Source organism: Brachybacterium epidermidis (genome assembly GCF_015209585.1).
In the GTDB taxonomy this organism is placed as follows: domain Bacteria; phylum Actinomycetota; class Actinomycetes; order Actinomycetales; family Dermabacteraceae; genus Brachybacterium; species Brachybacterium epidermidis.
The window spans coordinates 90,950-112,929 of the sequence record NZ_JADEYR010000009.1 but is presented as its reverse complement, the minus strand read 5'-3'; the positions used below and the strand labels follow the sequence as shown (position 1 = coordinate 112,929).

The 21,980-nt window shown below is 68.5% G+C and carries 18 protein-coding genes; 3 read left to right on the top strand and 15 right to left on the bottom strand.

Features of this window, described 5'->3' with window-relative positions; all coding sequences use genetic code 11:
• Positions 1–1,451: DUF222 domain-containing protein (locus IOE58_RS14660; protein ID WP_193866154.1), on the bottom strand; the 1,451-nt coding region annotated here is incomplete at its 3' end.
• Positions 1,452–1,879: 428 nt separating this feature from the next.
• On the opposite strand from IOE58_RS14660, the gene dapD reads away from it, so the two are divergent.
• Together dapD and IOE58_RS09520 are read left to right on the top strand one after the other, a co-directional pair.
• Positions 1,880–2,959, top strand: coding sequence for a 2,3,4,5-tetrahydropyridine-2,6-dicarboxylate N-succinyltransferase (gene dapD, locus IOE58_RS09525; RefSeq protein ID WP_193866153.1), 1,080 nt, complete (start codon positions 1,880–1,882; stop codon positions 2,957–2,959).
• Between the two features lie 91 nt (positions 2,960–3,050).
• Complete coding sequence (locus IOE58_RS09520) at positions 3,051–3,941, top strand: hypothetical protein (protein ID WP_193866152.1); 891 nt, start codon at positions 3,051–3,053, stop codon at positions 3,939–3,941.
• On the opposite strand, the gene pflA is transcribed toward IOE58_RS09520, so the two are convergent.
• The 8 genes from pflA to fdxA form a co-directional block, all read right to left on the bottom strand.
• A complete protein-coding gene (pflA, locus tag IOE58_RS09515) occupies positions 3,928–4,782 on the bottom strand; it encodes a pyruvate formate-lyase-activating protein (protein ID WP_193866151.1) in 855 nt (284 codons plus the stop codon). The two genes, IOE58_RS09520 and pflA, sit on opposite strands and share 14 nt — an antisense overlap.
• Positions 4,783–4,919: 137 nt before the next feature.
• A complete protein-coding gene (grcA2, locus tag IOE58_RS09510) occupies positions 4,920–5,171 on the bottom strand; it encodes an autonomous glycyl radical cofactor GrcA2 (RefSeq protein ID WP_193866150.1) in 252 nt (83 codons plus the stop codon).
• 47 nt (positions 5,172–5,218) lie between these two features.
• Positions 5,219–7,348, bottom strand: coding sequence for a pyruvate formate lyase family protein (locus tag IOE58_RS09505; protein WP_193866149.1), 2,130 nt, complete (start codon positions 7,346–7,348; stop codon positions 5,219–5,221).
• A 170-nt stretch (positions 7,349–7,518) separates the two neighbouring features.
• Complete coding sequence (locus tag IOE58_RS09500) at positions 7,519–8,187, bottom strand: ATP-binding cassette domain-containing protein (protein WP_193866148.1); 669 nt, start codon at positions 8,185–8,187, stop codon at positions 7,519–7,521.
• A 1-nt stretch (position 8,188) separates the two neighbouring features.
• Positions 8,189–10,216: a hypothetical protein gene (locus IOE58_RS09495; RefSeq protein ID WP_193866147.1), complete on the bottom strand. Its 2,028-nt coding sequence runs from the start codon at positions 10,214–10,216 to the stop codon at positions 8,189–8,191.
• 297 nt (positions 10,217–10,513) lie between these two features.
• The gene (locus tag IOE58_RS09490) at positions 10,514–11,866 is read right to left on the bottom strand and encodes a citrate synthase (RefSeq protein WP_193866146.1); all 1,353 of its coding nucleotides are present in this window, start codon (positions 11,864–11,866) and stop codon (positions 10,514–10,516) included.
• Positions 11,867–11,895: 29 nt separating this feature from the next.
• On the bottom strand, positions 11,896–13,050 hold the full coding sequence (gene dapC, locus IOE58_RS09485; RefSeq protein ID WP_193866145.1) for a succinyldiaminopimelate transaminase: 1,155 nt from the start codon (positions 13,048–13,050) through the stop codon (positions 11,896–11,898).
• 4 nt (positions 13,051–13,054) lie between these two features.
• Positions 13,055–13,384, bottom strand: coding sequence for a ferredoxin (gene fdxA, locus IOE58_RS09480; protein ID WP_193866144.1), 330 nt, complete (start codon positions 13,382–13,384; stop codon positions 13,055–13,057).
• A 191-nt stretch (positions 13,385–13,575) separates the two neighbouring features.
• On the opposite strand from fdxA, the gene IOE58_RS09475 reads away from it, so the two are divergent.
• Positions 13,576–13,869 (top strand): putative acetyltransferase, encoded by a 294-nt coding sequence (locus IOE58_RS09475; RefSeq protein WP_228019523.1) that lies wholly within the window; start codon positions 13,576–13,578, stop codon positions 13,867–13,869.
• Between the two features lie 4 nt (positions 13,870–13,873).
• On the opposite strand, the gene IOE58_RS09470 is transcribed toward IOE58_RS09475, so the two are convergent.
• The 6 genes from IOE58_RS09470 to IOE58_RS09445 form a co-directional block, all read right to left on the bottom strand.
• Positions 13,874–14,308 (bottom strand): hypothetical protein, encoded by a 435-nt coding sequence (locus IOE58_RS09470; RefSeq protein WP_259891559.1) that lies wholly within the window; start codon positions 14,306–14,308, stop codon positions 13,874–13,876.
• Between the two features lie 22 nt (positions 14,309–14,330).
• A complete protein-coding gene (typA, locus tag IOE58_RS09465; RefSeq protein WP_193866143.1) occupies positions 14,331–16,253 on the bottom strand; it encodes a translational GTPase TypA in 1,923 nt (640 codons plus the stop codon).
• Positions 16,254–16,385: 132 nt separating this feature from the next.
• Positions 16,386–18,317 carry a dipeptide ABC transporter ATP-binding protein gene (locus IOE58_RS09460; RefSeq protein WP_228019512.1) on the bottom strand — a complete coding sequence of 644 codons (1,932 nt, stop codon included), beginning with the start codon at positions 18,315–18,317 and terminating at the stop codon, positions 16,386–16,388.
• Positions 18,314–19,267: an ABC transporter permease gene (locus IOE58_RS09455; protein ID WP_193866142.1), complete on the bottom strand. Its 954-nt coding sequence runs from the start codon at positions 19,265–19,267 to the stop codon at positions 18,314–18,316. The genes IOE58_RS09460 and IOE58_RS09455 overlap by 4 nt, the downstream gene beginning before the upstream one ends.
• Positions 19,251–20,186, bottom strand: a complete 936-nt coding sequence (locus IOE58_RS09450; protein ID WP_193866141.1) for an ABC transporter permease — start codon at positions 20,184–20,186, stop codon at positions 19,251–19,253. Before IOE58_RS09450 ends, IOE58_RS09455 begins: the two co-directional genes overlap by 17 nt.
• A 102-nt stretch (positions 20,187–20,288) precedes the next feature.
• Positions 20,289–21,956 carry a peptide ABC transporter substrate-binding protein gene (locus IOE58_RS09445; RefSeq protein ID WP_193866140.1) on the bottom strand — a complete coding sequence of 556 codons (1,668 nt, stop codon included), beginning with the start codon at positions 21,954–21,956 and terminating at the stop codon, positions 20,289–20,291.
• Positions 21,957–21,980: the final 24 nt, after the last annotated feature.

The window sequence follows — 21,980 nt, the reverse complement described above, 5'->3', positions numbered from 1 at the left end:
GTGCGGTGGTGGTCGGTGTCGTCGTGGTCGGGGTGGTCGGGGTGGTGGAGTTGGTCGAGGGTGCCGTTGCGGTCCAGGGCGGTCAGTTCGAGGCCCCACTGGTACTGGCTCCAGGCGTCGTGGAGTGCTTGGGCGAGCAGGGGGGTGGTCAGGTCGCGGTTGGCGGGGATCGACGCCGCGGCGCGGGGGCGCCCGGTGCTGGCTCCAGTGGTGGTGCTGGTTCCTGTGGTGGTGCCGATTCTCCAGTGGGTGGTGCCGTCGGGTCCGCGGACGGGGTCGATCCTGCCCAGGGTCTTCAGCCGGTGGTGGGTGAAGCACAGCAGGTGCAGGTTCGCGACGCAGGTCTGGCCACCGGCGGTGGGGTCGGTGTGGTCGTACTCGGTGATGTGGTCGGCCTCGGCGCGGGAGGTGGAGGACCGGATACAGCCCGGCACCGCGCATACGGGGTGCTGGATCCGGAGCTGTTCGAGCATCGATGCGGGTGGCCGGTAGCTGGTGGTGGTCGCGGGGATGTGCGCGCCGGTCACAGGGTCGGTGAGGATGCGATGCCAGAACGGTTCCCCCGCCGCGATCATGCGGGCCATCGAGGCGGGGATCGGGATGGTGCCATCGATCAGGGCGGGCGCATCGGAGTGGCCCATCAGGGTCATCACCGGCACCATCACGCTGATCCGGAACCGCTCACCAGGCACCTCGATCCCCCCGGTCTCCAGCACACTACGGGTCAGGATCGCGTAGCGCAGCGCCCCCAGAGTCAGCGGCGCACCGGTGGCGGCGGCCTGCCCGTCGGGATCGAAGGGGATCGGGGCGCCGTCGGCAAGGGCGTGGCGCTGCTGGTCCTGGATGGCGCGGGCGCTGGCATCCAGGCGCCGCGACAGGGAGAGGATCTCCGGGACGGGCCCGGTGATGCGGACGGTGGCGGTGCCGTCATCGACCGGGGAGCCCTCCAGAGCGACCTCGCGCTGATCCTCCGGCCGTGGGGTGGTCTCACCTGCGTGGTGGAGCCAGGCCACCAGGACACGCAGTTCACGACGGAACCGCTGGACGGGGATCGAGGCCAGATCCCAGGCCGATACCCGCTGATCCACCTCCGCCAGCTGGGCGGGAGTGAACTCCCTAGTGGTGCGGAGGATCCGCTGGTGCCACTCCACCGGCAGGTCCCCGGCCTCCAGCCGGGCGAACAGGGCCGGCAGATGATGCACAGCAGTGTGGGCCTGGCGGATCAAGGTCGAAGCGTGGCTGGTGGTGGTGCGCAGGGCGACAGCGGCCACCACAGCGGACTCGGCCCGGTCATCGGCTGCTTCCTCGTCGTTCGCGGGCGCGATCCACAACGGTGCCAGCTCCCGCAGCATCCGGGCATGCTCACGGGACTGCTCACGCTGCAGGGCCAGCAACCGCACTGCGGTATCAGCCTCTACGGTGCCCGGCACCGCACCGCCCCGCTCAGCCACGCTCTGCGGGGTCAGGGGGTGACGGGCCCGCACCTGGTCCGCGGGCGGGACCGGGGGCTTGGGGAGGTGATAGGGGCGTAGCGGGGGCGCGGGGCGCGTGGGGGCTCCTCGATCAACTCCCCGTTCTCGAACCGGAACGACGCCACCACACCCACCCCCTTTCTCTCCTGGCATCTCGTGGGTCCTGCTACTGGCTTCGATTGGCCGGTGACCAGGCCTTTTGATCTGGCACCTACTCTATGGACCCCCACCGACAAACCAAGCCCGGGCCCCCGCAATGGGGACAACCACCCCCAGGGGAGGAACCCCGACGACAGCCGCCGGAAGAGCCCCGCGAGAGCCGCCGAAGGAACCCCACCAGAGCCGCCGAAGGAACCCCGCTGCCTCCCCGCGCGCTGATGGTCAGGACCCGCCCGTAGAATCGCGGCATGACCACGCCTGAGACCGCCACCAGCACGCCCAGCACCACCGCCGACGCCACCTCTGCCGAGGCCGGCACCGTCTCCTCCCCCACCCACGCGTGGGGGATCGGCCTGGCCACCCTCGCCGCCGACGGCAGCACGCTGGATGCCTGGTACCCCTCCCCCCAGCTCGGCAAGGCTCCGCAGGATCCGCAGTCGCACCCGCTGCACGCCCAGCTCTCCGCCGCGGCGCAGGACGACGAGGTGCGCGGCACCACCCGCGAGGTCGTGGTACGGGCGATAGAGCTCGCCGCTCCCCCGGCCGACACCGCCGACGCCTACCTGCGCCTGCACCTTCTCTCCCATCGCCTGATCGAGCCCAACGTGCAGAGCCTGGACGGCGTGTTCGGGGTGCTCACCAACGTGGTGTGGACCTCCGAGGGCCCGTGTGCCGTGAGCGGCTTCGAGGAGACCCGCCTGCGGCTGATCGCCGCCGGTCGCACTCCCACCGTGTACAGCGTGGACAAGTTCCCCCGCATGGTCGACTACGTGGTCCCCGCCGGGGTGCGCATCGGCGACGCCGACCGCGTGCGGCTGGGTGCCCACCTGGCCGACGGCACCACCGTCATGCACGAGGGCTTCGTGAACTTCAATGCCGGCACCCTGGGCACCTCCATGATCGAGGGCCGCATCTCCCAGGGCGTGGTGGTCGACGACGGCTCCGACGTGGGCGGCGGCGCCTCCACCATGGGCACCCTGTCCGGCGGCGGCACCCAGCGGGTGCGCATCGGCAAGCGTTCCCTGGTGGGCGCTGAGGCCGGCGTCGGGATCGCGCTGGGCGACGACTGCGTGATCGAGGCCGGCCTGTACGTCACCGCGGGCACCAAGGTGGTGCTGGTGGGCGAGAAGGGCCAGTCCCCGGATGAGGCCGGCAGTGACACGGCGCAGGGCGAGGCCGGCAGCGACCATCCCCACGTGGTCAAGGCCCGTGAGCTCTCCGGTGTCCCGAACCTGCTGTTCCGCCGCAACTCGCTGACCGGCGCGGTGGAGGCGGTGGCCCGCCAGGGGCAGACGGTCGAGCTCAACTCGGCCCTGCACGCGAACTGACGTGGCCCGCGGTTCCCGCCGCGCCCCCGGGGGCCGCCGCACATCAGGTCGCGAACCGCGCCGCCGAAGGCGCCCCCTGGGGCGCCACCTGGTGCTGCCGTTGACGCTGGTGCTGCTGTTCGTCGGCATCGCGGGAGGTTCCTATGTGGCGCTGCAGCGCTACGGATCGCCGCTGGGCGAGGGCACCTGCACCGCGACGGGGCTGGGCACCAGCCACCGCTACACGGTGGACCGCGTCGCCAACGCCGCTCTGATCAGCGCGGTTGCGGTGGATCGCGGGCTGCCGCCCCGCGCGGCGTCGATCGCCCTGGCCACGGCGTACCAGGAATCCCAGCTGCGCAACATCGACTACGGGGACCGGGACTCCCTGGGCCTGTTCCAGCAGCGCCCCTCCCAGGGGTGGGGCACCGAGGAGCAGATCATGGACCCGGTGTACTCCACCAACGCGTTCTACGACGTGCTGGTGACCATCGACGGCTACGAGTCCGGGGACATCAACGACGTCGCCCAGGAGGTCCAGCGCAGCGGGTTCCCGCAGGCCTACCGCGACCACGAGACCGAGGGGCGGCTCTACGCCTCGGCCCTGACCGGGCAGAGCGGCCCGAACCTGCGCTGCACGCTGGCGCAGGCCCAGGGCACCTTCTCCCCCGAGGGCGTGCGCAGCGAGCTGAAGCGCCAGTTCCCTCGCCTCAGCGAGGCGGGCCGGGTCACCAGCACCCTGGCCGACGCCGGCACCGTGGCGCCGACGGTCCCCGCCGGGGCCGGTGCCACCGCGCTGGTGATCGACGTGGGTGGGGACGAATCGCTGGGATGGACCATGGCGAACTGGGCGGTGGCCCGCGCCGCCGAGGACGGCGTGGTGCAGGTGAGCTACCAGGGGCGCGTATGGGACCGCGCCGCGCGCGGCGAGGAGGCCGATGCCTGGGGGAACATCGACGGCGGGGACCCCGACCGCGTCGTGGTGCTGGTCAGTACGTCATGAACCCGCGGGCGCGGAACTGCTCGCGCACCCGCTCCACGGTCTCCTTCGAGGGGGGCTGGGCGTCCCGCAGCTTGTACTCCATGCCCAGCGCGTCCCACTTGTCCTGCCCCATGTTGTGGAAGGGCAGCACCTCGACACGCTCCACGACCTGCTTCCACGGGGCGATGTTCTCGGCGATCGCCTCGACGTTCTCCTCCGAGTCGGTCCAGCCGGGAACCACCACGAAGCGGATCCAGACGGTGGTGCCGCGAGCGGCCAGGCGATTGCCGAAATCGAGCGTGGGCTGCAGTGGCCGGCCGGTGAGTGCCTTGTAGGACTCCTCGGTGCCGCTCTTGACGTCCAGCAGCACCAGGTCCACGTTGTCGAGGAAGGCGTCGTCGGCCACCGCGCCCAGGTAGCCGGAGGTGTCGATCGCGGTGTGGACGCCCATCTCCTTGGCCGCCTGCAGCACGTTGCGGGCAAAGGCCGGCTGCATCAGCACCTCACCGCCGGACAGCGTGATGCCTCCGCCGGAGGAGGAGAACACGCGGCGGTACCGCTTGATGCGGCGCACCAGCTCCTCGAGCTGGACGTCCTGCCCGCGGCGCATCTCCATGGTGTCGGGGTTGTGGCAGTACACGCAGCGCAGCGGGCAGCCGGAGAAGAACACGGTCAGCCGAGTGCCGGGGCCGTCGACGGCGGTCACCAGCTCCCAGGAGTGGATCGAGGCCAGGCGGCCCTCGCGGATCGCGGCCAGCCGCTGGGAGCGTTCCAGCTCCGCTTCGGCCATGCCCTCGATCCCCGCGCCGGTGCGTCGGTTCTCGATCGGGGTGCCCAGTCGCAGGTCGATGCTCTCGCCCATGTCGCTCCGTTCCCTCGTCCGACCAGGTCCTCGGCCCCGGTCGGCACTGCTCGTCGTGCAGGCGGCGCCGGGCGGGGTCCCGCCCGGCGCCGCCGGTGGTCATGGCGCCGTGATGGCGCTCCGATGCAGGGCGTCGCTCAGGCGCTCTGATGGAAGGTGCGATCCAGCACGTCCAGCTGCTGCTCGCGGGTGAGCTTCACGAAATTCACGGCGTAGCCGGAGACACGGACCGTGAGGTTCGGGTAGTTCTCCGGGTGCTCCATCGCGTCCACCAGGGTGTCCTTGTTCAGGACGTTGATGTTGGCGTGGAACAGGCCGGACTCCATGTTGTTGGCGGCCCGGTTGGCCTTCATGGACTCCAGGCGCTCGGCGTAGGTCTTGGCAGACATCGGTTTCTCCTCGAGTGGTTGAGTTCGACGGTTGATGATCGGGGTGATCAATTGGTCAGGGTGCAGTCGTCGTCCATCACGAAGCCGGCGTCCAGGATGCCGACCAGGTTCTTGACCTGCTCGTCCTTGGTGCGTCCCAGACCCTGCGGGGTGATGGTGTTGGTGAGCGAGATGCCGTCGAGCGCGTCGTTGTAGTCGAGCTTGCCGACCGACAGCATCGAGGCGACCATCCCGTGGGAGTCCGCGCCGTTCTCCGGGTTCGCACCCGGGGAGAAGGGGGTGCCCTTCTGGTGACCGGAGGGGAAGGAGCCGGTGGCCTTGCCGTACACCACGTTCGAGGTGATGGTCAGGACCGACTGGGTGGGGATGGCATCCCGGTACATCGGGATCTCCTTGATCTTCTGCATCACCGTGTGCACGATCGTCGCGGCGATGTCGTCGGCGCGATCATCGTCGTTGCCGTAGCGGGGGAACTCGCCCTCGGTGATGTAGTCCACGATCAGGCCGGTCTCGTCACGCACCGGGGTGACGGTGGCGTGCTTGATGGCCGACAGGGAGTCCGCCACGATGGACAGGCCCGCGATGCCGCAGCCCATGGTGCGCACGATCTCGCTGTCGTGCAGCGCCATCTCGATCGACTCGTAGGCGTACTTGTCGTGGCTGTAGTGGATGATGTTCAGCGCCTCGACGTAGGTGCCGACCACCCAGTCGAGCATGTGCTCGTACTTCTCCCACACGTCGTCGAAGTCCAGCGGGCCGTCGCCCTGGACGGGCGTGAACTCGCCCTCCTCGGTGACCTGCTTGCCGCTGATCTCGTCGCGACCGCCGTTGATGGCGTACAGCAGAGCCTTGCCGGCGTTGACGCGAGCGCCGAAGAACTGCATCTGCTTGCCGACCCTCATCGGGGAGACGCAGCAGGCGATCGCTGCGTCGTCACCCCAGCGGCCACGGATCTGCTCATCGGACTCGTACTGGATCGAGGAGGTCTCGATCGAGATGGCCGAGCAGAACTCCTTGTAGCCCTCGGGCAGCTTCGGATCCCAGAACACGGTGATGTTCGGCTCCGGGGCCGGCCCCAGGTTGCGCAGGGTCTGAAGCAGGCGGAACGAGGTCTTGGTGACCTGCGAGCGGCCGTCCTCGGTCATGCCGCCGTCCGACCAGGTGGCCCAGTACGGGTCACCGGAGAAGATCTGGTCGTAGTCGATGGTGCGCAGGAACCGCACGATGCGCAGCTTGATCACCAGCGCATCGATGATCTCCTGGGCGTCGGACTCGGTGATCTTCCCGGCCTTGAGGTCGCGCTCGAAGTAGACGTCCAGGAACGCGGAGAGGCGGCCGAGGGACATCGCGGCGCCGTCCTGGCTCTTCACGGAGGCGAGGTAGGCCATGTAGGTCCACTGCACCGCTTCCTGCGCGTTGGCGGCGGGACGCTTGAGGTCCAGACCGTAGATCTCACCCAGGGTGACGAGCTTCTTGAGAGCCTTGATCTGCTCGGAGTGCTCCTCGCGGTAGCGGGCCCAGTGCTCGCTGAAGGGCTGGTCCGCCACGGCGTCCTTGGCGGCCATCTTCTCGGCGATCAGGAAGTCCGCCCCGTACAGGGCGAGACGACGGTAGTCCCCGATGATGCGGCCGCGGCCGTAGGCGTCCGGCAGACCGGTGATGATGTGGCTGGAGCGGGCAGCGCGGATGCGCGGGGTGTAGATGTCGAAGACACCGTCGTTGTGCGTCTTGCGGTACCTCGTGAAGACCTTCTTGATCTCGGGGTCCGGCTCCTTGCCGGCCTCCTTGATCGCGGTCTCGACCATGCGCCAGCCGCCGTTGGGCATCATGGCGCGCTTGAGCGGGACGTCGGTCTGCAAACCGACGATGACGTCGTCCTCGGGGCAGATGTATCCGGCCGGGAACGCATCGATGTCGGCGGGGGGCTTGGTGTCGACGTCGTAGACGCGGCGGCGACGCTCCTCGGAGAGGTAGTTCTTCTCCAGGTGATCCCAGACCTTCAGGGTCTTCTCGGTGGGGCCGGCGAGGAACGAGGCATCACCTTCGTACGGGGTGTAGTTGCGCAGGATGAAGTCGCGCAGATCGATGGACTCCTGCCAGGGACCCGGCTCGAAGCCCTCCCACGCGTCACCTCCTGCAACCGCATCGGTGGGGCGCTCGGTGGTGGCGGACGTCATCTGATCCTCCTCGTGGTGCCGGAGAGCCGGTCGGCGCACGGCCCTCCTGGGTTGACACCACCATAAGGCCAGGTCCTGACACCTCCGAGGCAGAAGGTCCCGGAAAATGGCCCCTGACCTGCGGCGTGGCTCACATGAGACGCCTCACATCCCGGGGTCTGCGAGGGGTCTCAGCGAGCAGTGGCCTGCGTCGCGAACGACGAGACGTCGACTGTCCCGTCAGCAGCCGCGAGCACTGCCGCGTCATGGGTCGCGCAGATGACGATGCCACCGCCGTCCGCATGCTCGCGCAGCAGTTCGATGACCCTCCGGGCGTTGCCGTCGTCGAGCGAGGCCGTGGGCTCATCGGCGAATACGACCCGCGCCCCGTGGACGATGAGCCGAGCGAAAGCCACACGCTGGTACTCACCGCCGCTGAGCTGGAAGACGGGGTCGTTCTTCTGCGTGAGCACACCAACCTGCTCCAGGGCCTCGTCGATTCGACGGGCGGCCTCCTTGCGGGGGATTCCGCTGAGCTGCGGCGACAGCCTGAGGTTCCGCTCCACGGTGTCCTGCTCCACCAGTCCCCTGTTCTGGAACAGGAACCCGAAGGTCGTGCGGTACAGCCGCCGACGCATGGACGGGGAGATCACCTCCTCACCCAGCAGGAGCCGCCCCTGATCCACCCGTTCCAGCAGGCTGAGGCAGTTCAGCAGGGTGGTCTTGCCGCATCCGCTCGGACCGGAGAGGATGGTGAGACTGCCGGCGTCGAAGCGGTGGCTGAATCCCTCCCAGAGGCCGCGGCTGCCGAAGCTCTTGGACAGGTTCTCAGCTGTGAGAGCCACCGTCTTATCAGCCATCTCATCTCTCCTTGACCGAATCGCCGCAGATCCTGCGATCGAACCGGGACACCGTTAAAGCAGCGAGGGTCATCAGCACTCCTAGACAGATCGCCCACAGCACCCAGTCGCTGCCTCGATCAGTGCCACGCAGTGTCACCGCCATTCCCAGCCCGGCCGCCAGGGATGCTCCAGCCAGGCTGAGGAATCGCCAGTGCCGGGACAACCACCTGCGGCCCAGCACGAATGCTGCCAGCAGGCGATCGTGCTGGCGGCGGCACTCAGCCGCTGCCAGCAGCACGACGGAGACGACCGACACGGCGAGAGCGATCAGAACTCGTGTGCCGTTCACCAGCGCTTCGTTCCGCAGCCTTTGGGCGGCCACCAATGCCGATTCCCGTGAGGAAGTTACGTCTGCCACGAGGTCGCGCAGCCCTGCACCGACCCATTGCTCACGCACGACCTCGGCACTCTGCATGAAGGATATCCCTCCACCAGAAATGGCACCGATGGTATTCACGGTCGACAACCAGGGCGAACTCAATGAGTAGTAGTACAGAACCGGATTCGAATACTCGGCAGGACCACCGTGCAAACTTGAGTTCGCCGTGAATGACTCCAGAGTGAACCCATCCTCATAGGTCACGACCCGAACAGTCGGAGGTGCGGGGATATCCGTGCACCCATCACCAGTGACTTCACAGTCGGCGCGAGACTCGAAGCCAGCCCATTCCTGTGCGGTGTGCGTGATCTGATCGCTGTCCATCGCCCGGGATCGCGGAATGGCAACGATCAGCTCTGATTGAGCAACTTCAGGCAGTCCGAACTGCTCCGGTTTCTGGCCGGACAGCGAGAAGAAAGTGTCATTGAGGTGCAGAACACAGTCGCCGCCGAGGCCTGCGGCAGCCATCTCGCACTCATCGTCAGGATCGTTGAGCACAGCGGTTCCGGCCAGTGAGCTCTCGAGGACAAGCTGACGGACACTGGGAGCGGATGCCTGCAGTTCTGGCTCGGCCAGAGCGAACAGGCTCACCGAGGTGACGTCCGGGACGTTCTCCCACTGCTCGCCGACCCGCGCCGAGGAGCGCAACTGGTCAACGACGTTCACCATCACCGGAGTAATCACCAGGGCAGTTCCAGTGAACAGTGCCAGCGCCGCTGCGGAAGCGGCGATGATCGCCTGCTGTGAAGCCACGGAGTGCAACCGTTCCAGCAGCGGCGCAGCCGTGACCTCGCTGACAACGACTGCCGCCGCCATGGCGCTCACGATTCCGCCCCACTGCAGAAGCAGCGTGGCAATCAGCAGAGGAACGAAACCTGTGGCGCGAAGCGCTGAAGGGGAGAAGAATCCCACTGCTGCTATGGCAACCGCTCCGACCACCATCGTCGTTGCCAAAGCCCAGCAGACCAGGGCGAGTCCATCGCGCCCTCGAGCCGCAAGGCGGCGGCGCCCCAAGGTCTGATCGATCGCGGCTGCTGCAACTCGCCGGTTCAGGTGCAGCAGAGTTGTCGAACCGACGGCACAGAGGAAGGCGAGAAAGGTGATCGGCCCAAGAGGTGGCGCCATCCACGGCGGAAGGTCAGTCGCAGTGGTACGGATGGTCGCGATGGTCTCATACCCTTGCTCGTTGAGGCTGCGCACCACTTGCGCCATCTCTGCGATGTCTCCCTGCAGGGTCATCACGCCAGTGGCGGAATCGGGGTACGTGCCCGCGGAAAGCGTTGTGCTGCGGCCCAGGGGAAGCTGCCAGGTGAGCTCTGATCCGGATTCCGTCTCCAACGGCGCGTGAATGATCTCTCCGTGCAGGGAGCTCTCAACAAACTGGGGCCGCAGCTCACGGAACTCCTCAGTGAGCGTTTCCGGTGTGACTCCCGGTGGTGCGCCCCGGATGATGAGCGTCAGCTGAGCACCTCGGGGAAAAGTCGAGTCCGTTTCAACAGCTGAGACAAGGCCTGTGAGCACCGAGGTGATGCTCATCAGAAGCACCACACCGACGACGAGCAGGTCGCAGCGCCATCGCGAGGTGAACCGAGCCAGCCTGGTCTTCACGTTGACCCGGCTGGCTCGGCTCGCGAGGTTATGCACCATAACGATCTGTCAATCTACTTGCAGTATCTCTCGGGGTTCTTGTCTTCGGTACAGACATCACAACAAACCCCTTTGTCCTGTTGGATCCACAAGCCGGTCACCCGACGTGGGATGAAGCTACCAGGAGGGGGGGCGAGGACCGCGCGTCAACGTGATGTTCTTCAACCGTTCACGGTCTCGACACCGTCTCGAGCTTTTGCGAGCACTCCGGGCCTCTGCATCGGGGCGTGTGGGCCCGTCCAGCCGATCGGACCGGCTTCAGCCCCGCTTGTCGATCTCGGCCTTGAGCTCCGCCAGGCGCAGCTCGCTGGTGCCGGTGCGCTCCTCCATCGCCTGGTACGGGCGCTCGGGGTGGCCGGTGTAGATCTGGCGCGGGCGGCCGATCTTGGTGTCCGGGTCGTGGATCATCTCCTGCCACTGCGCGATCCAGCCGGGCAGGCGACCGATCGCGAACAGCACCGTGAACATCTGGGTGGGGAAGCCCATCGCCTTGTAGATGATGCCGGTGTAGAAGTCCACGTTCGGGTACAGCTTGCGCTCGACGAAGTAGTCGTCGTTCAGCGCGATCTCCTCGAGCTTCATCGCCAGTTCCAGGCGCTCGTCGTTGACGCCCAGGCGCTCCAGCACGGTGTCGGCGATGCTCTTGACGATGCGGGCGCGGGGGTCGTAGTTCTTGTACACCCGGTGGCCGAAGCCCATCAGCCGGATGCCGTCCTCCTTGTTCTTCACCTTCTCCATGTAGTCGCGGGGGTCGATGCCCTCGTCGCGGATCAGGTTGAGCATCTCCATCACCGCGGCATTGGCGCCGCCGTGCGCAGGGCCGGACAGCGCGCCGATGCCGGCCGAGATCGAGGTGAACAGGTTGGCCTGGGCCGAGCCCACCAGGCGCACCGCGGAGGTGGAGCAGTTCTGCTCGTGGTCCGCATGCAGGATCAGAAGCTGCTCCATGGCCCGCACCACGGCCGGGTCGGCGATGTACTCCTCGACCGGGAAGCCGAAGGTCAGGCGCAGGAAGTTCTCGATCAGGGAGAGGCGGTTGTCCGGGTACAGCAGCGCGTGGCCCTGCGCGATGCGATGGGCGTAGGCCGCCATCGTGGGCATCTTGGCCAGCAGCCGCACCGAGGACAGCCGCACCTGCTCCTCGTCGAAGGGATCCAGGGAGTCCTGGTAGAAGGTGGACAGCGCGGAGACGCCGGCCTGCAGCACCGCCATCGGGTGGGCATCGCGCGGGTAGTCGTCGAACAGCCGACGGAAGCGCTCGTCCAGCAGGGTGCGGCGCTCCACCTGGGCGGAGAAGTTGTCGAGCTGGCCGCGGGTGGGCAGCTCGCCGTGGATCAGCAGGTAGGCCACCTCGAGGTAGGTGGAGTGCTCGGCGAGTTGCTCGATGGGGTAGCCGCGGTAGCGCAGGATCCCCTCGTCACCGTCGATGTAGGTGATCTCCGAGGTGGTGTTGGCGGTGTTCATGAAACCGGGGTCGTAGGTGACCGCGCCGGTCTCCTTGCGCAGCGGCCCGATCCCGATGCCCGGATTGCCCTCCACGGCGTCGATGCGCGGCAGATCGAGGGTCTTCTCGTCGTAGCTGAGGCGGGCGGGCGTCGTCGCGTGATCCATGGGCTCTCCGTTGTGCGTGGTCGGATCGTTCAGTGGCGCTGCAGGCGCCGGGCGGCAGCGGCGATCCGCTCGTCGGTGGCCGTCAGTGCCACGCGGACGAAGGTCCCGCCTGCTTCACCATAGAACATCCCCGGGGCCACCAGGATCCCCAGACCGGCCAGTGCGCGCACGGACGTGGCGCAGTCCTCGCGGAAGGTGGTCCACAGGTACAGGCCTGCGTCCGATCCGTGGATCTCACCACCGGCGTCGCGCAGGGCGCCGGCGAGCAGTGCGCGACGCGCCCGGTAGGTCTCGCGCTGAGCCGCCACCGCGTCGTCATCGTCCAGGGCTGCGGCCATGGCGGTCTGGATGGGGCCGGGGATCATCATTCCGGCTTGCTTGCGCACCGCCAGCAGCTCCCCCACCAGGGCCGGGTCGCCGGCCACGAAGGCAGCGCGGTAGCCAGCCAGGTTGGACTGCTTGGACAGCGAGTACACGCACAGCAGGCCGCTGAGGCTCCCCTCGTTCACGCGGGGGTCCAGCACCGAGGGCACCTCGTCGACGGTCCACGGCAGCAGGGCGTAGCACTCGTCGGAGGCGACCACGATGCCGCGCTCGCGGGCCCAGCGCACGATCGCGGCGATCTGGTCCGCCTCCAGCACCGCGCCGGTGGGGTTCGAGGGCGAGTTCAGCCACAGCAGCCGGATCCGGGAGGCCAGCGAGGGATCGGGCAGGGCAGCCTCCCCCTCGGCGGCCAGGCGCACCATGTCCACCGGCAGGGGCTGGGCGCCCACCAGGCGGGCTCCGATGTCGTAGGTGGGATAGGCCACGTGCGGGAACGCGACGGCATCCCCGGGGCCGAGGCCGAGCTGGAAGGGCAGGTGCGCCACCAGCTCCTTGGAGCCGATGGTGGGAAGCACGTTCTCCGCGCCCAGGGAGGGCGGGGCAGCCCGGTGCCGGTGCAGGAAGGAGACGATGCCCTCGCGCAGGGCGGGGGTGCCGATGGTGGTGGGGTAGCCGTGGGAGTCGGCCGCATCGGCGAGCGCCTGCTGCACCGAGGCGGGTGTGGGATCCACGGGCGTGCCGACGGAGAGGTCGACCATGCCGTCCGCGTGCGAGGCGGCCAGGTCGCGGGCCTCGGCCAGGGTGTCCCACGGGAATACCGGCAGGCGGGAGGCGAGCGAGGTGCGCGGTGCTGCTCCCACGGGCTCAGGCCAGCGGGTTGGGCTGGGGCGGGAGCGCCTCGATCAGCGGGTGGTCCTTGTCGATCACACCCATCTTCGCCGCGCCGCCGGGCGCGCCGAGCTCGTCGAAGAAGTCGACGTTGGCGTCGTAGTACTCGGCCCACTGGTCCGGGACGTCGTCCTCGTAGAAGATCGCCTCGACCGGGCACACCGGCTCGCAGGCACCGCAGTCCACGCACTCGTCGGGCTGGATGTACAGCATCCGATTGCCCTCGTAGATGCAGTCCACCGGACACTCGTCCACGCACGCCCGATCCTTCACATCGACACAGGGCAGGGCGATGACGTACGTCATGGTGCAGTTCCTTCCGACGGGGACCGTCCCATCATCGCACTGTGAGGCGCGGTAAGGGGAACCGGCGCCCGGCGCGGCGGCTGCGGCGTGACGGGCCGAACATCCCCAGACCCTCGCCGGCGGTGGTCACCGCACCCTTCCCGGCAGTAACCTGCCAGCCTGGAAACGGACGGACCGACCGAGTCGAGAGGATGTCGGAGGCATACGTGATGATGAACGACGGCCACCGCCGCCGCCCGGGATGGGCCCCGTTCCTGGAGCCCGGGCGCCGAGTGGTGCTGCGCTACGCGATCGACCGCACCTCCTCGCCGCACGGCGAGTCGATGACCGACGCCCTGGGCACGATCCTGGAGGTCGATCAGAAGGCGGTCGACGTGATGACAAGGCGTGGCCGCGTCACGGTGCCCCGCACCCTAATGGTCGCCTCCAAGGAGGTGCCCCCTCCCCCGCCGCGCCGACAGCCCGTCGCCCAGCCGGAGGGCTGAGGGGTCAGGCCCGCGGCGCTCGCCCTCGACGACGCACCAGGGTGATGACGCCGATCATCACGAACGGCAGCAGTACGCCGATCCCCTGCACGATCCAGCCGGAGTACTGGATCTGGTCGCCGATCGCGGCGGGGAACAGCACGCCGCCGCCCACGCCACGGCCCAGGAAGGGCATCGCCAGCAGTCCCCACAGCGAGCCCACCACCGCCAGCGGCAGTCGCGAGCCGGTGGCCGCGTAGAGGAACACGCAGGCCGTCACCTGGAACACCGCGCCGAACAGCAGTCCGGCGGGCAGCTCGAGGCCACCGATGTCCAGCCGCAGCCGGTGCGTGGTCACCAGCAGCACCACCGACAGGATCGTGAGAACGATCGCCAGTGCCACCTGGGAGAAGCGGGCGGCCAGGGACTGGGTGTCGATCGGCGGGAGCTGCTGGGTCACGGGGCGCTCTCGGTCCGGTCCCTCAGGCGCCGGTCTTGGCACGGGAGCGGGCCCGGGCGCGCTCACCCGCATCCAGGATCACCTTGCGGATGCGCACGATCTGCGGCGTGACCTCGACGCACTCGTCCTCGGCGGCGAACTCGAGGGACTCCTCCAGGGTGAGCCTGCGCGGCGGCACCAGGTTCTCGAAGGAGTCCGCCGAGGCGGCGCGCCTGTTCGTCAGCTTCTTCTCCTTGGTGATGTTGACGTCCATGTCCTCGCTGCGGGAGTTCTCCCCCACCACCTGGCCCTCGTAGACCTCGCTGGTGGGCTCCACGAAGAAGGAGCCGCGCTCCTGCAGGTTGATCATCGCGTACGGGGTGACGGCACCGGCGCGGTCGGCCACCAGGGAGCCGGTGCTGCGGAACTCGATGGTGCCCATCCACGGGGCGAAGCCGTCCGCGTAGGAGGAGGCGATGCCGTTGCCGCGGGTCTCGGTGAGGAAGAGGGTGCGGAAGCCGATCAGGCCGCGGGACGGGACGGTGAACTCCATGCGCACCCAGCCGGAGCCGTGGTTGCTCATGGTCTCCATGCGGCCCTTGCGGGCGGCCATCAGCTGGGTGACGGTGCCCAGGTACTCCTCGGGCACGTCGATGGTCATCCGCTCCACGGGCTCCTGGACCACACCGTCGATCTGGCGGGTCAGCACGGTGGGCTTGCCCACGGTGAGCTCGAAGCCCTCGCGACGCATCTGCTCCACCAGGATCGCCAGGGCCAGCTCGCCGCGGCCCTGCACCTCCCAGGCGTCCGGTCGATCGGTGGGCAGCACCCGCAGGGACACGTTGCCCACCAGCTCGGAGGCCAGGCGGTCCTTCACCTGACGGGCGGTGAGCTTGTGGCCCTTGGCGTTCTTGCCGGCGAGCGGGGAGGTGTTGATGCCGATCGTCATGGAGATCGCCGGCTCGTCGATCTCGATCAGCGGCAGGGGGCGGGGATCGTTCGGATCGGCGAGTGTCTCGCCGATCATGATCTGCGGGATGCCTGCCACGGCCACGATGTCGCCGGGGCGGGCAGTGCGGGTCATCGGCTCGCGGGTGAGTCCCTTGGTCTCCAGCAGCTCGGTGACCTTGACGGTGCGGATCTCACCATCGGACTGGCACCACGCCACCTGCTGGCCCTTGGTCAGCTCACCGCTCTTGATGCGCAGCAGGGCCAGGCGGCCCAGGAACGGGGAGGCGTCGAGGTTGGTGACGTGGGCCTGCAGCGGCACCTCGTCGTCATAGGTGGGAGCGGGGATCGACTCCAGGATGGTGGCGAACAGCGCCTCCACCGTGGTCTCCTCCGGGAGGGTCCCGTCGACCGGCTTGGTCAGCGAGGCCCGGCCGGCCTTGCCGGAGGCGTACACCACCGGCATGTCCAGCACCGAGTCGAGGTCGAGGTCCTCGACCTCCTCGGCGACATCGGAGGCCAGACCCAGCAGCAGGTCGGTGGTCTCGCCCACGACCTCGTCGATGCGGGCGTCGGGCCGGTCGACCTTGTTGACCACCAGGATCACGGGGAGCTTGGCGGCCAGGGCCTTGCGCAGCACGAAGCGGGTCTGCGGCAGGGGGCCCTCGGAGGCGTCCACCAACAGCACCACGCCGTCCACCATGGACAGGCCGCGCTCCACCTCGCCGCCGAAGTCGGCGTGGCCGGGGGTGTCGATCACGTTGATGGTGATGCCGCCGGGCTCGCCGGCTTCCGCGGCCGAGGGGCCGGTGTAGCGGATCGCCGTGTTCTTGGCGAGGATCGTGATGCCCTTCTCGCGCTCCAGCTCACCGGAGTCCATCGCCCGCTCGTCGTGCTTGTCGTGGTCGCTGAAGGCGCCGCCCTGGGTGAGCATGGCGTCGACCAGGGTCGTCTTGCCGTGGTCGACGTGGGCGACGATCGCGACGTTGCGCAGGTCGGTGCGGTGGCGAAGTGTCATACGGGTGAGTGCTCGTTTCGAGTCGCAAGGTGGGGCGCAGCAACTGGCGCGCCCCGGGCCGTGGCGATTCTACAAGTGCTCAGGCCCGGGGGCGCGCGATGGTCGTGGAGGACACGTCGGCGATGCGCCGGGTCAGACCACGCCGCCGGTGGTGTACGGGTCCTCGCCCTCCGACGCGATGGGGCCGCGGACGGCCTGCTCCTGCTCGTCCTCGCTGACCATGCTGTCGGTGGTGGGGGCTTGCGCCTCCTCGAGGTCGCCGAGGATCCGCGATCCCGCCAGCTCGATGCTGCGGCCGGGAATGGCGTCCAGCAGACGTCGGGTGTACTCCTGCTGCGGGTCGGTGAAGACCTGCTCGGTGGGCGCGTGCTCGACGACCCGGCCCTGCTCCATCACCAGCACGTCATCGGCGATCTGGCGCACCACCGCGAGGTCGTGCGTGATGAAGATGTAGGACAGCCCCAGTTCGCTCTGCAGATCGTTGAGCAGTTCGAGCACCTGGGCCTGCACCAGCACGTCGAGGGCGGACACGGCCTCGTCGCACACCACCACTTCCGGCTCCAGGGCCAGCGCGCGGGCGATGGCCACACGCTGCCGCTGACCGCCGGAGAGTTCATTGGGGTAGCGGTCCATCACCCCGGTGGGCAGCGCCACCTTGTCCAGCAGGTCCCGCACCCGGGCCACCCGTTCGCGCCGGGTCCCGATGCCGTGCAGGCGCAGCGGCTCCTCCACGGTGCGGAAGATCGAGTACGTGGGATCGATGGTGCCGTAGGGGTTCTGGAAGATGGGCTGGACGCGGCGCCGCAGCTCGAACAGCTCCTTGGAGGACATCTGCGCCAGATCGCGCCCGTCGAACCGCACCTGGCCGGAGGTGGGCTCCAGGAGCTTCAGCACCATCTGCGCGACGGTCGACTTGCCGGAGCCGGACTCGCCGACGATCGCGGTGGTGGTGCCGCGACGCAGCCGGAAGGAGACGTCGTCGACCGCGGTGAACGGGGTGGGCTTCTCCCACGGTGCGCGACCGCGGATCGAGAACACGCGCGTGAGGTTCTCCGCCACGATCACGTCGTCGCCGTCGTCGTGCCGTCCAGGCAGGGGGTCACGGGCCCGGGCCGCCTTCTCGGCGTCCTGGCGCGTGCGGGCGCGCTCACGCTGGGAGACCAGGCGCCGGCTGGACAGGGACGGGGCCGCTGCGATCAGGCGCTGGGTGTACGCGTGCTGCGGGTCCTGCAGCAGCTGCAGGGCGGGACCGGACTCCACCACGTGACCGCGGTACATCACCACCAGATGCTGGGCGCGCTCGGCGGCCAGGCCCAGGTCGTGGGTGATCAGCAGCACGGCCACGTCGAGGCTGTCGGTGAGGTGGTCCAGGTGGTCCAGGATCTGCCGCTGCACGGTGACGTCGAGCGCGCTGGTGGGCTCGTCGGCGATCAGCAGGGAGGGGCGCGCCGCGAGCCCCATGGCGATCAGCGCCCGCTGGCGCATGCCTCCGGAGAACTCGTGGGGGAACTGGTTGGCGCGGCGCTCGGGGTCGGGCAGCCCTGCCTCGGCGAGCAGCTCGACGACGCGACGGTCCGCCTCCTTCCCCTTGGCGATGCCGTTGGCGACCAGGGCCTCCTTGATCTGGAATCCCACCCGCCACAGGGGGTTGAGGTTGCTCATCGGGTCCTGGGGAACCAGGCCGATCTCACTGCCGCGCAGGGCGAGGATCTGCTTGCGGTCGGCCGCGGCGATGTCGGTGCCCTGGAATTCGATCCGACCCCCGGTGATGGCGCCGTTGCGCGGCAGCAGCTGGGAGATCGCCATGGCGGTGGTGGACTTGCCCGAGCCCGACTCGCCCACGATGGCGACCGTCTGCCCCGGGTAGACGGTGAGGTTGGCACCGCGCACCGCGGGCACGGGTCCCGCGGAGGTGGTGAAGGTGACGTCGAGGTCCTGGATGTCCAGCAGCGGGGTCGATGCGTGGTCATGTCCGCTGCTGGAGGCCTGGCCGTCGCGGAGCTCGCCGTCGCGGAGCTCGGGGTTCGGGTCCTCCCGGAAGGAGATCCTGCCGGTCTGTGTCATCGCTTCTTCGCCTTCGGGTCGAGGACGTCGCGCACCGCATCACCCATCATGATGAAGCTGAGCACGGTGATGGCCAGCGCACCGGCCGGGTAGAACAGCAGCGTGGGGCGGTCGCGCAGGGCGGACTGGGCCTTGGAGATGTCCACCCCCCAGGAGACGGTGGAGTCGGGCAGGCCCACACCCAGGAACGACAGGGTGGCCTCCACCACGATGTAGACCCCGAGGTTCACGGTGGCGGTCACGATCACCGGGGCGACCGCATTGGGCAGGATGTGCTTGACCAGGTTGGTGGTGCGGCCGGCGCCCAGAGCGGTGGCGGCGGTGACGAACTCGGCGTTCTTCACGCTCATCACGCTCGAGCGGGCGATGCGCGCGATCGAGGTCCACCCGAACACCACCATCACCGACACCAGCAGCACCACCCCGGCGTGCTCGCGGAACAGCTGCATGACCACGATGGCGCCCAGCACCAGCGGGATCGCGAAGAAGATGTCGGTGACGCGGGAGAGGATCGAATCGAACCAGCCGCCGAAGTAGCCGGCGATCGCGCCGATGGCGCCGCCCAGCAGCACCACCCCGATGGTGGTGAGGACTCCGACGCTGACGGAGGCCCGGGCACCGTGGATGACCCGGGCGTACACGTCGCAGCCCTGCTGGTCGAAGCCGAACGGATGCCCGGCCTGCGGCCCGCCGTAGCTGTTGCGCAGCTCGCAGAACTTCGGGTCGTTGTCGGTGAACAGCCCGGGCAGCAGGGCCACCAGCAGGATGAACGCGATCATGATGCCGGCGATGATGAAGATGGGGTTGCGGATGAGCGAGTGCCAGGCCTCGCCCCACAGCGAACGAGGCTCGGCCTCGGTGTCGACGGCGTCGACCGCGCGCAGCGGCACCTCGTTCGAGGGCGCGACGTAGTGGTGCTGCCCGGGGAGGGTGTCAGGACTTCGAGACATAGCGGATCCTCGGGTCGAGAAGGGCGTACAGGATGTCGACGATCAGGTTCGCGATGACGAACACCGTCACCAGCAGGGTCACGATCGTGACGACCTTCGTGTTCTCGCCGGCTCTGATGGCGTCCCACAGGTGGAAGCCGATGCCGGGGATGTTGAAGATGGACTCGGTGACGATGGCGCCGCCCATCAGCATGCCCAGATCGATGCCGATGTACGTGATCACCGGGATCAGGGAGTTGCGCAGCACGTGGGCGGAGACCACGCGGTGGCGCGGGAGGCCCTTGGCGGTGGCGGTGCGCACGTGGTCCTGAGCGGCGACCTCCGCGACCTGGGTGCGGGTCAGACGCAGCACGTAGGCGAAGGACACCGCGCCCAGCACCATCCCGGGAACCAGGAGGTTCTCCCAGCTGGGGTCGCGGCCGACGTTGACCGGCATCACCCGCAGCTGGACGCCCAGCACGAACTGCGCCACGAAGCCCAGCACGAAGGTGGGAACCGCGATCACCAGCAGCGAGAGCATCAGGAAGGTGGTGTCGATCCAGGTGCCCTTGCGCAGGCCGGAGATCACGCCGGCGGCGATGCCGAGCACGGCCTCGAAGACGATGGCGATGATCGCCAGGCGGATGGTGATGGGGAACGCGTCGGCCAGCTGCCCGCTGATCGACTGGCCGCGGAAGGTGGATCCCAGGTCACCCTGGAAGATGTTCGCCAGGTACAGGAAGTACTGCACCAGGAACGGCTTGTCGAGGTTGAACTCCTCGCGCAGACGGGCCTGCGCGGCCTCCGGGAGCGGCTTGTCGCCTCCCAGAGCGGCGATCGGATCGCCGGGCATGAAGAACACCATGAAGTACACGAGGAGTGTGGCGCCGAAGAAGACCGGGATCATCTGCAGCACGCGACGAAGCACGTACCAGGTCATACTGCACTTCCCAAGGGGGTAGGGGACGGGACGGGCACGGCACGGGGCGGGGACCCAGGGCGCAGCCGTCGGCCGCGCGCCCGTGCCCCCGCCCGTGCGTGATCAGGCCTGCTTGGTGATCTGATGGTAGATCGGCTGGGAGTCCCAGCCGAAGACGACGTTCTCCACCGTCTCGGCGTAGCCGCCGGCGACGTTGTTGAACCACAGCGGGATCGACGGGAGGTCCTGGAACAGGATCTCCTGCGCCTTCTGGCCGAGGGTGTACGACTCCTCCTCGTCCGTGGCGGACAGGCCCGCCAGCAGCGCCTCGTCGAACTCGGGGTTCTTGTAGTCGGCGTCGTTGGAGCCCTGGCCGTCGGCCGCGGCCGAGGTGTAGAGCGGGCCCAGGAAGTTGTACATCGAGGGGTAGTCGGCCTGCCAGCCGGTGCGGAACGCGCCCTCGATGGTGCGGGCGGTGACGTCGTCGCGCAGGGACTTGAAGTCCGGGTAGGAGTTGCCGGCAGCCTCGATGCCCAGCACGTTGCGGATCGAGTTGCAGACCGCGTCCACCCACTCCTGGTGCCCGCCGTCGGCGTTGTAGGAGAGGCTGAAGGAGCCCTCGAAGGGCTGGATGGCCTCGGCCTCGTCCCACAGCTTCTTCGCCTCGGCCTCGTCGAACTCGAGCACCTCGTTGCCGGGGATGGAATCCGAGTAGCCGTTGACCACGGGGGTGGTGAAGTCGGTGGCGGCGGTGCGGGTGCCGCCGTAGATCGCCTCGCAGATCTCCGGGCGGTTGATGGCGCGGGAGATGGCCTTGCGGCGCAGCGTCCCGGCCTCCCCGGAGAAGTTGGGGTCGTCCACGTGGATGGTGATGGTCGCGTTGCCCGCCGCGGGCTGGTTGACCGCCCGCTCCCCCAGCTCGCTCTCGAAGCTCGACAGGGCGCTGGGCGGGATCGCGTCGATGACGTCGAGGCCGCCGGAGAGCAGGTCGTTGTAGGCGGTCTCCTGGTCCTGGTAGAAGACGAAGTCCAGGCCGCCGTTCTCGGGCTTGCGCGGACCGTTGTAGTCCGGGTTCACCTCGAGCTCGGCGTTCTGGTTGTGGTTCCAGGCCACCAGCTTGTACGGGCCGTTGCCGATCGGCTCCTCGCCGAAGGCCTCGGGGTCATCGAAGAAGGCCTGGGGCAGGGGCGAGTAGGCGGTGTAGCCCAGGCGGGTCGGGAAGTCCGACTGGGGCGAGGAGAGCTTCACGGTGAAGGTGCGGTCGTCGACCACCTCGAGACCGCTGAGGGTGGCGGAGGCATCGGCGTCCTTCCCGGAGATGTCGGCGTAGCCGTCGATCGACTCGAAGAAGTACGAGGAGTACTGGCCGTTCGCACCGTTGGCGCCGTAGTTCCAGGCGTCCACGAAGTTCTGCGCCGTGACCGGGTCGCCGTTGGTGAAGGTCCAGCCGTCGGCGATCGTGATGGTGTAGTTCTGGCTGTCGTCGGTCTCGATGGACTCCGCCATCTCGTTCTGCGGGGTCCCCTCGGCGTCGTAGTACACCAGGCCGGAGAAGAGGTTCTGCAGGATCTTGCCGCCGCCCACCTCGTTGGTGTTGGTGGTGTGCAGCGGGTTCTGCGGCTCGGTGCCGTTGATCATGACGATGGCGCCGGTGTCGCCGCCGCCCCCGTTGTCACTGCCGTTGCCGCCGCCACCGTTGCCGCCGTCATCGCCGCCGCACGCGGCGAGGGTGAGGGCCGCGGTGCCGGACGCGGCGGTGCCGAGGATCATCGAACGTCGCGAAATGGCCATGCAAGCCTCCTGTGAGGTTCAGTG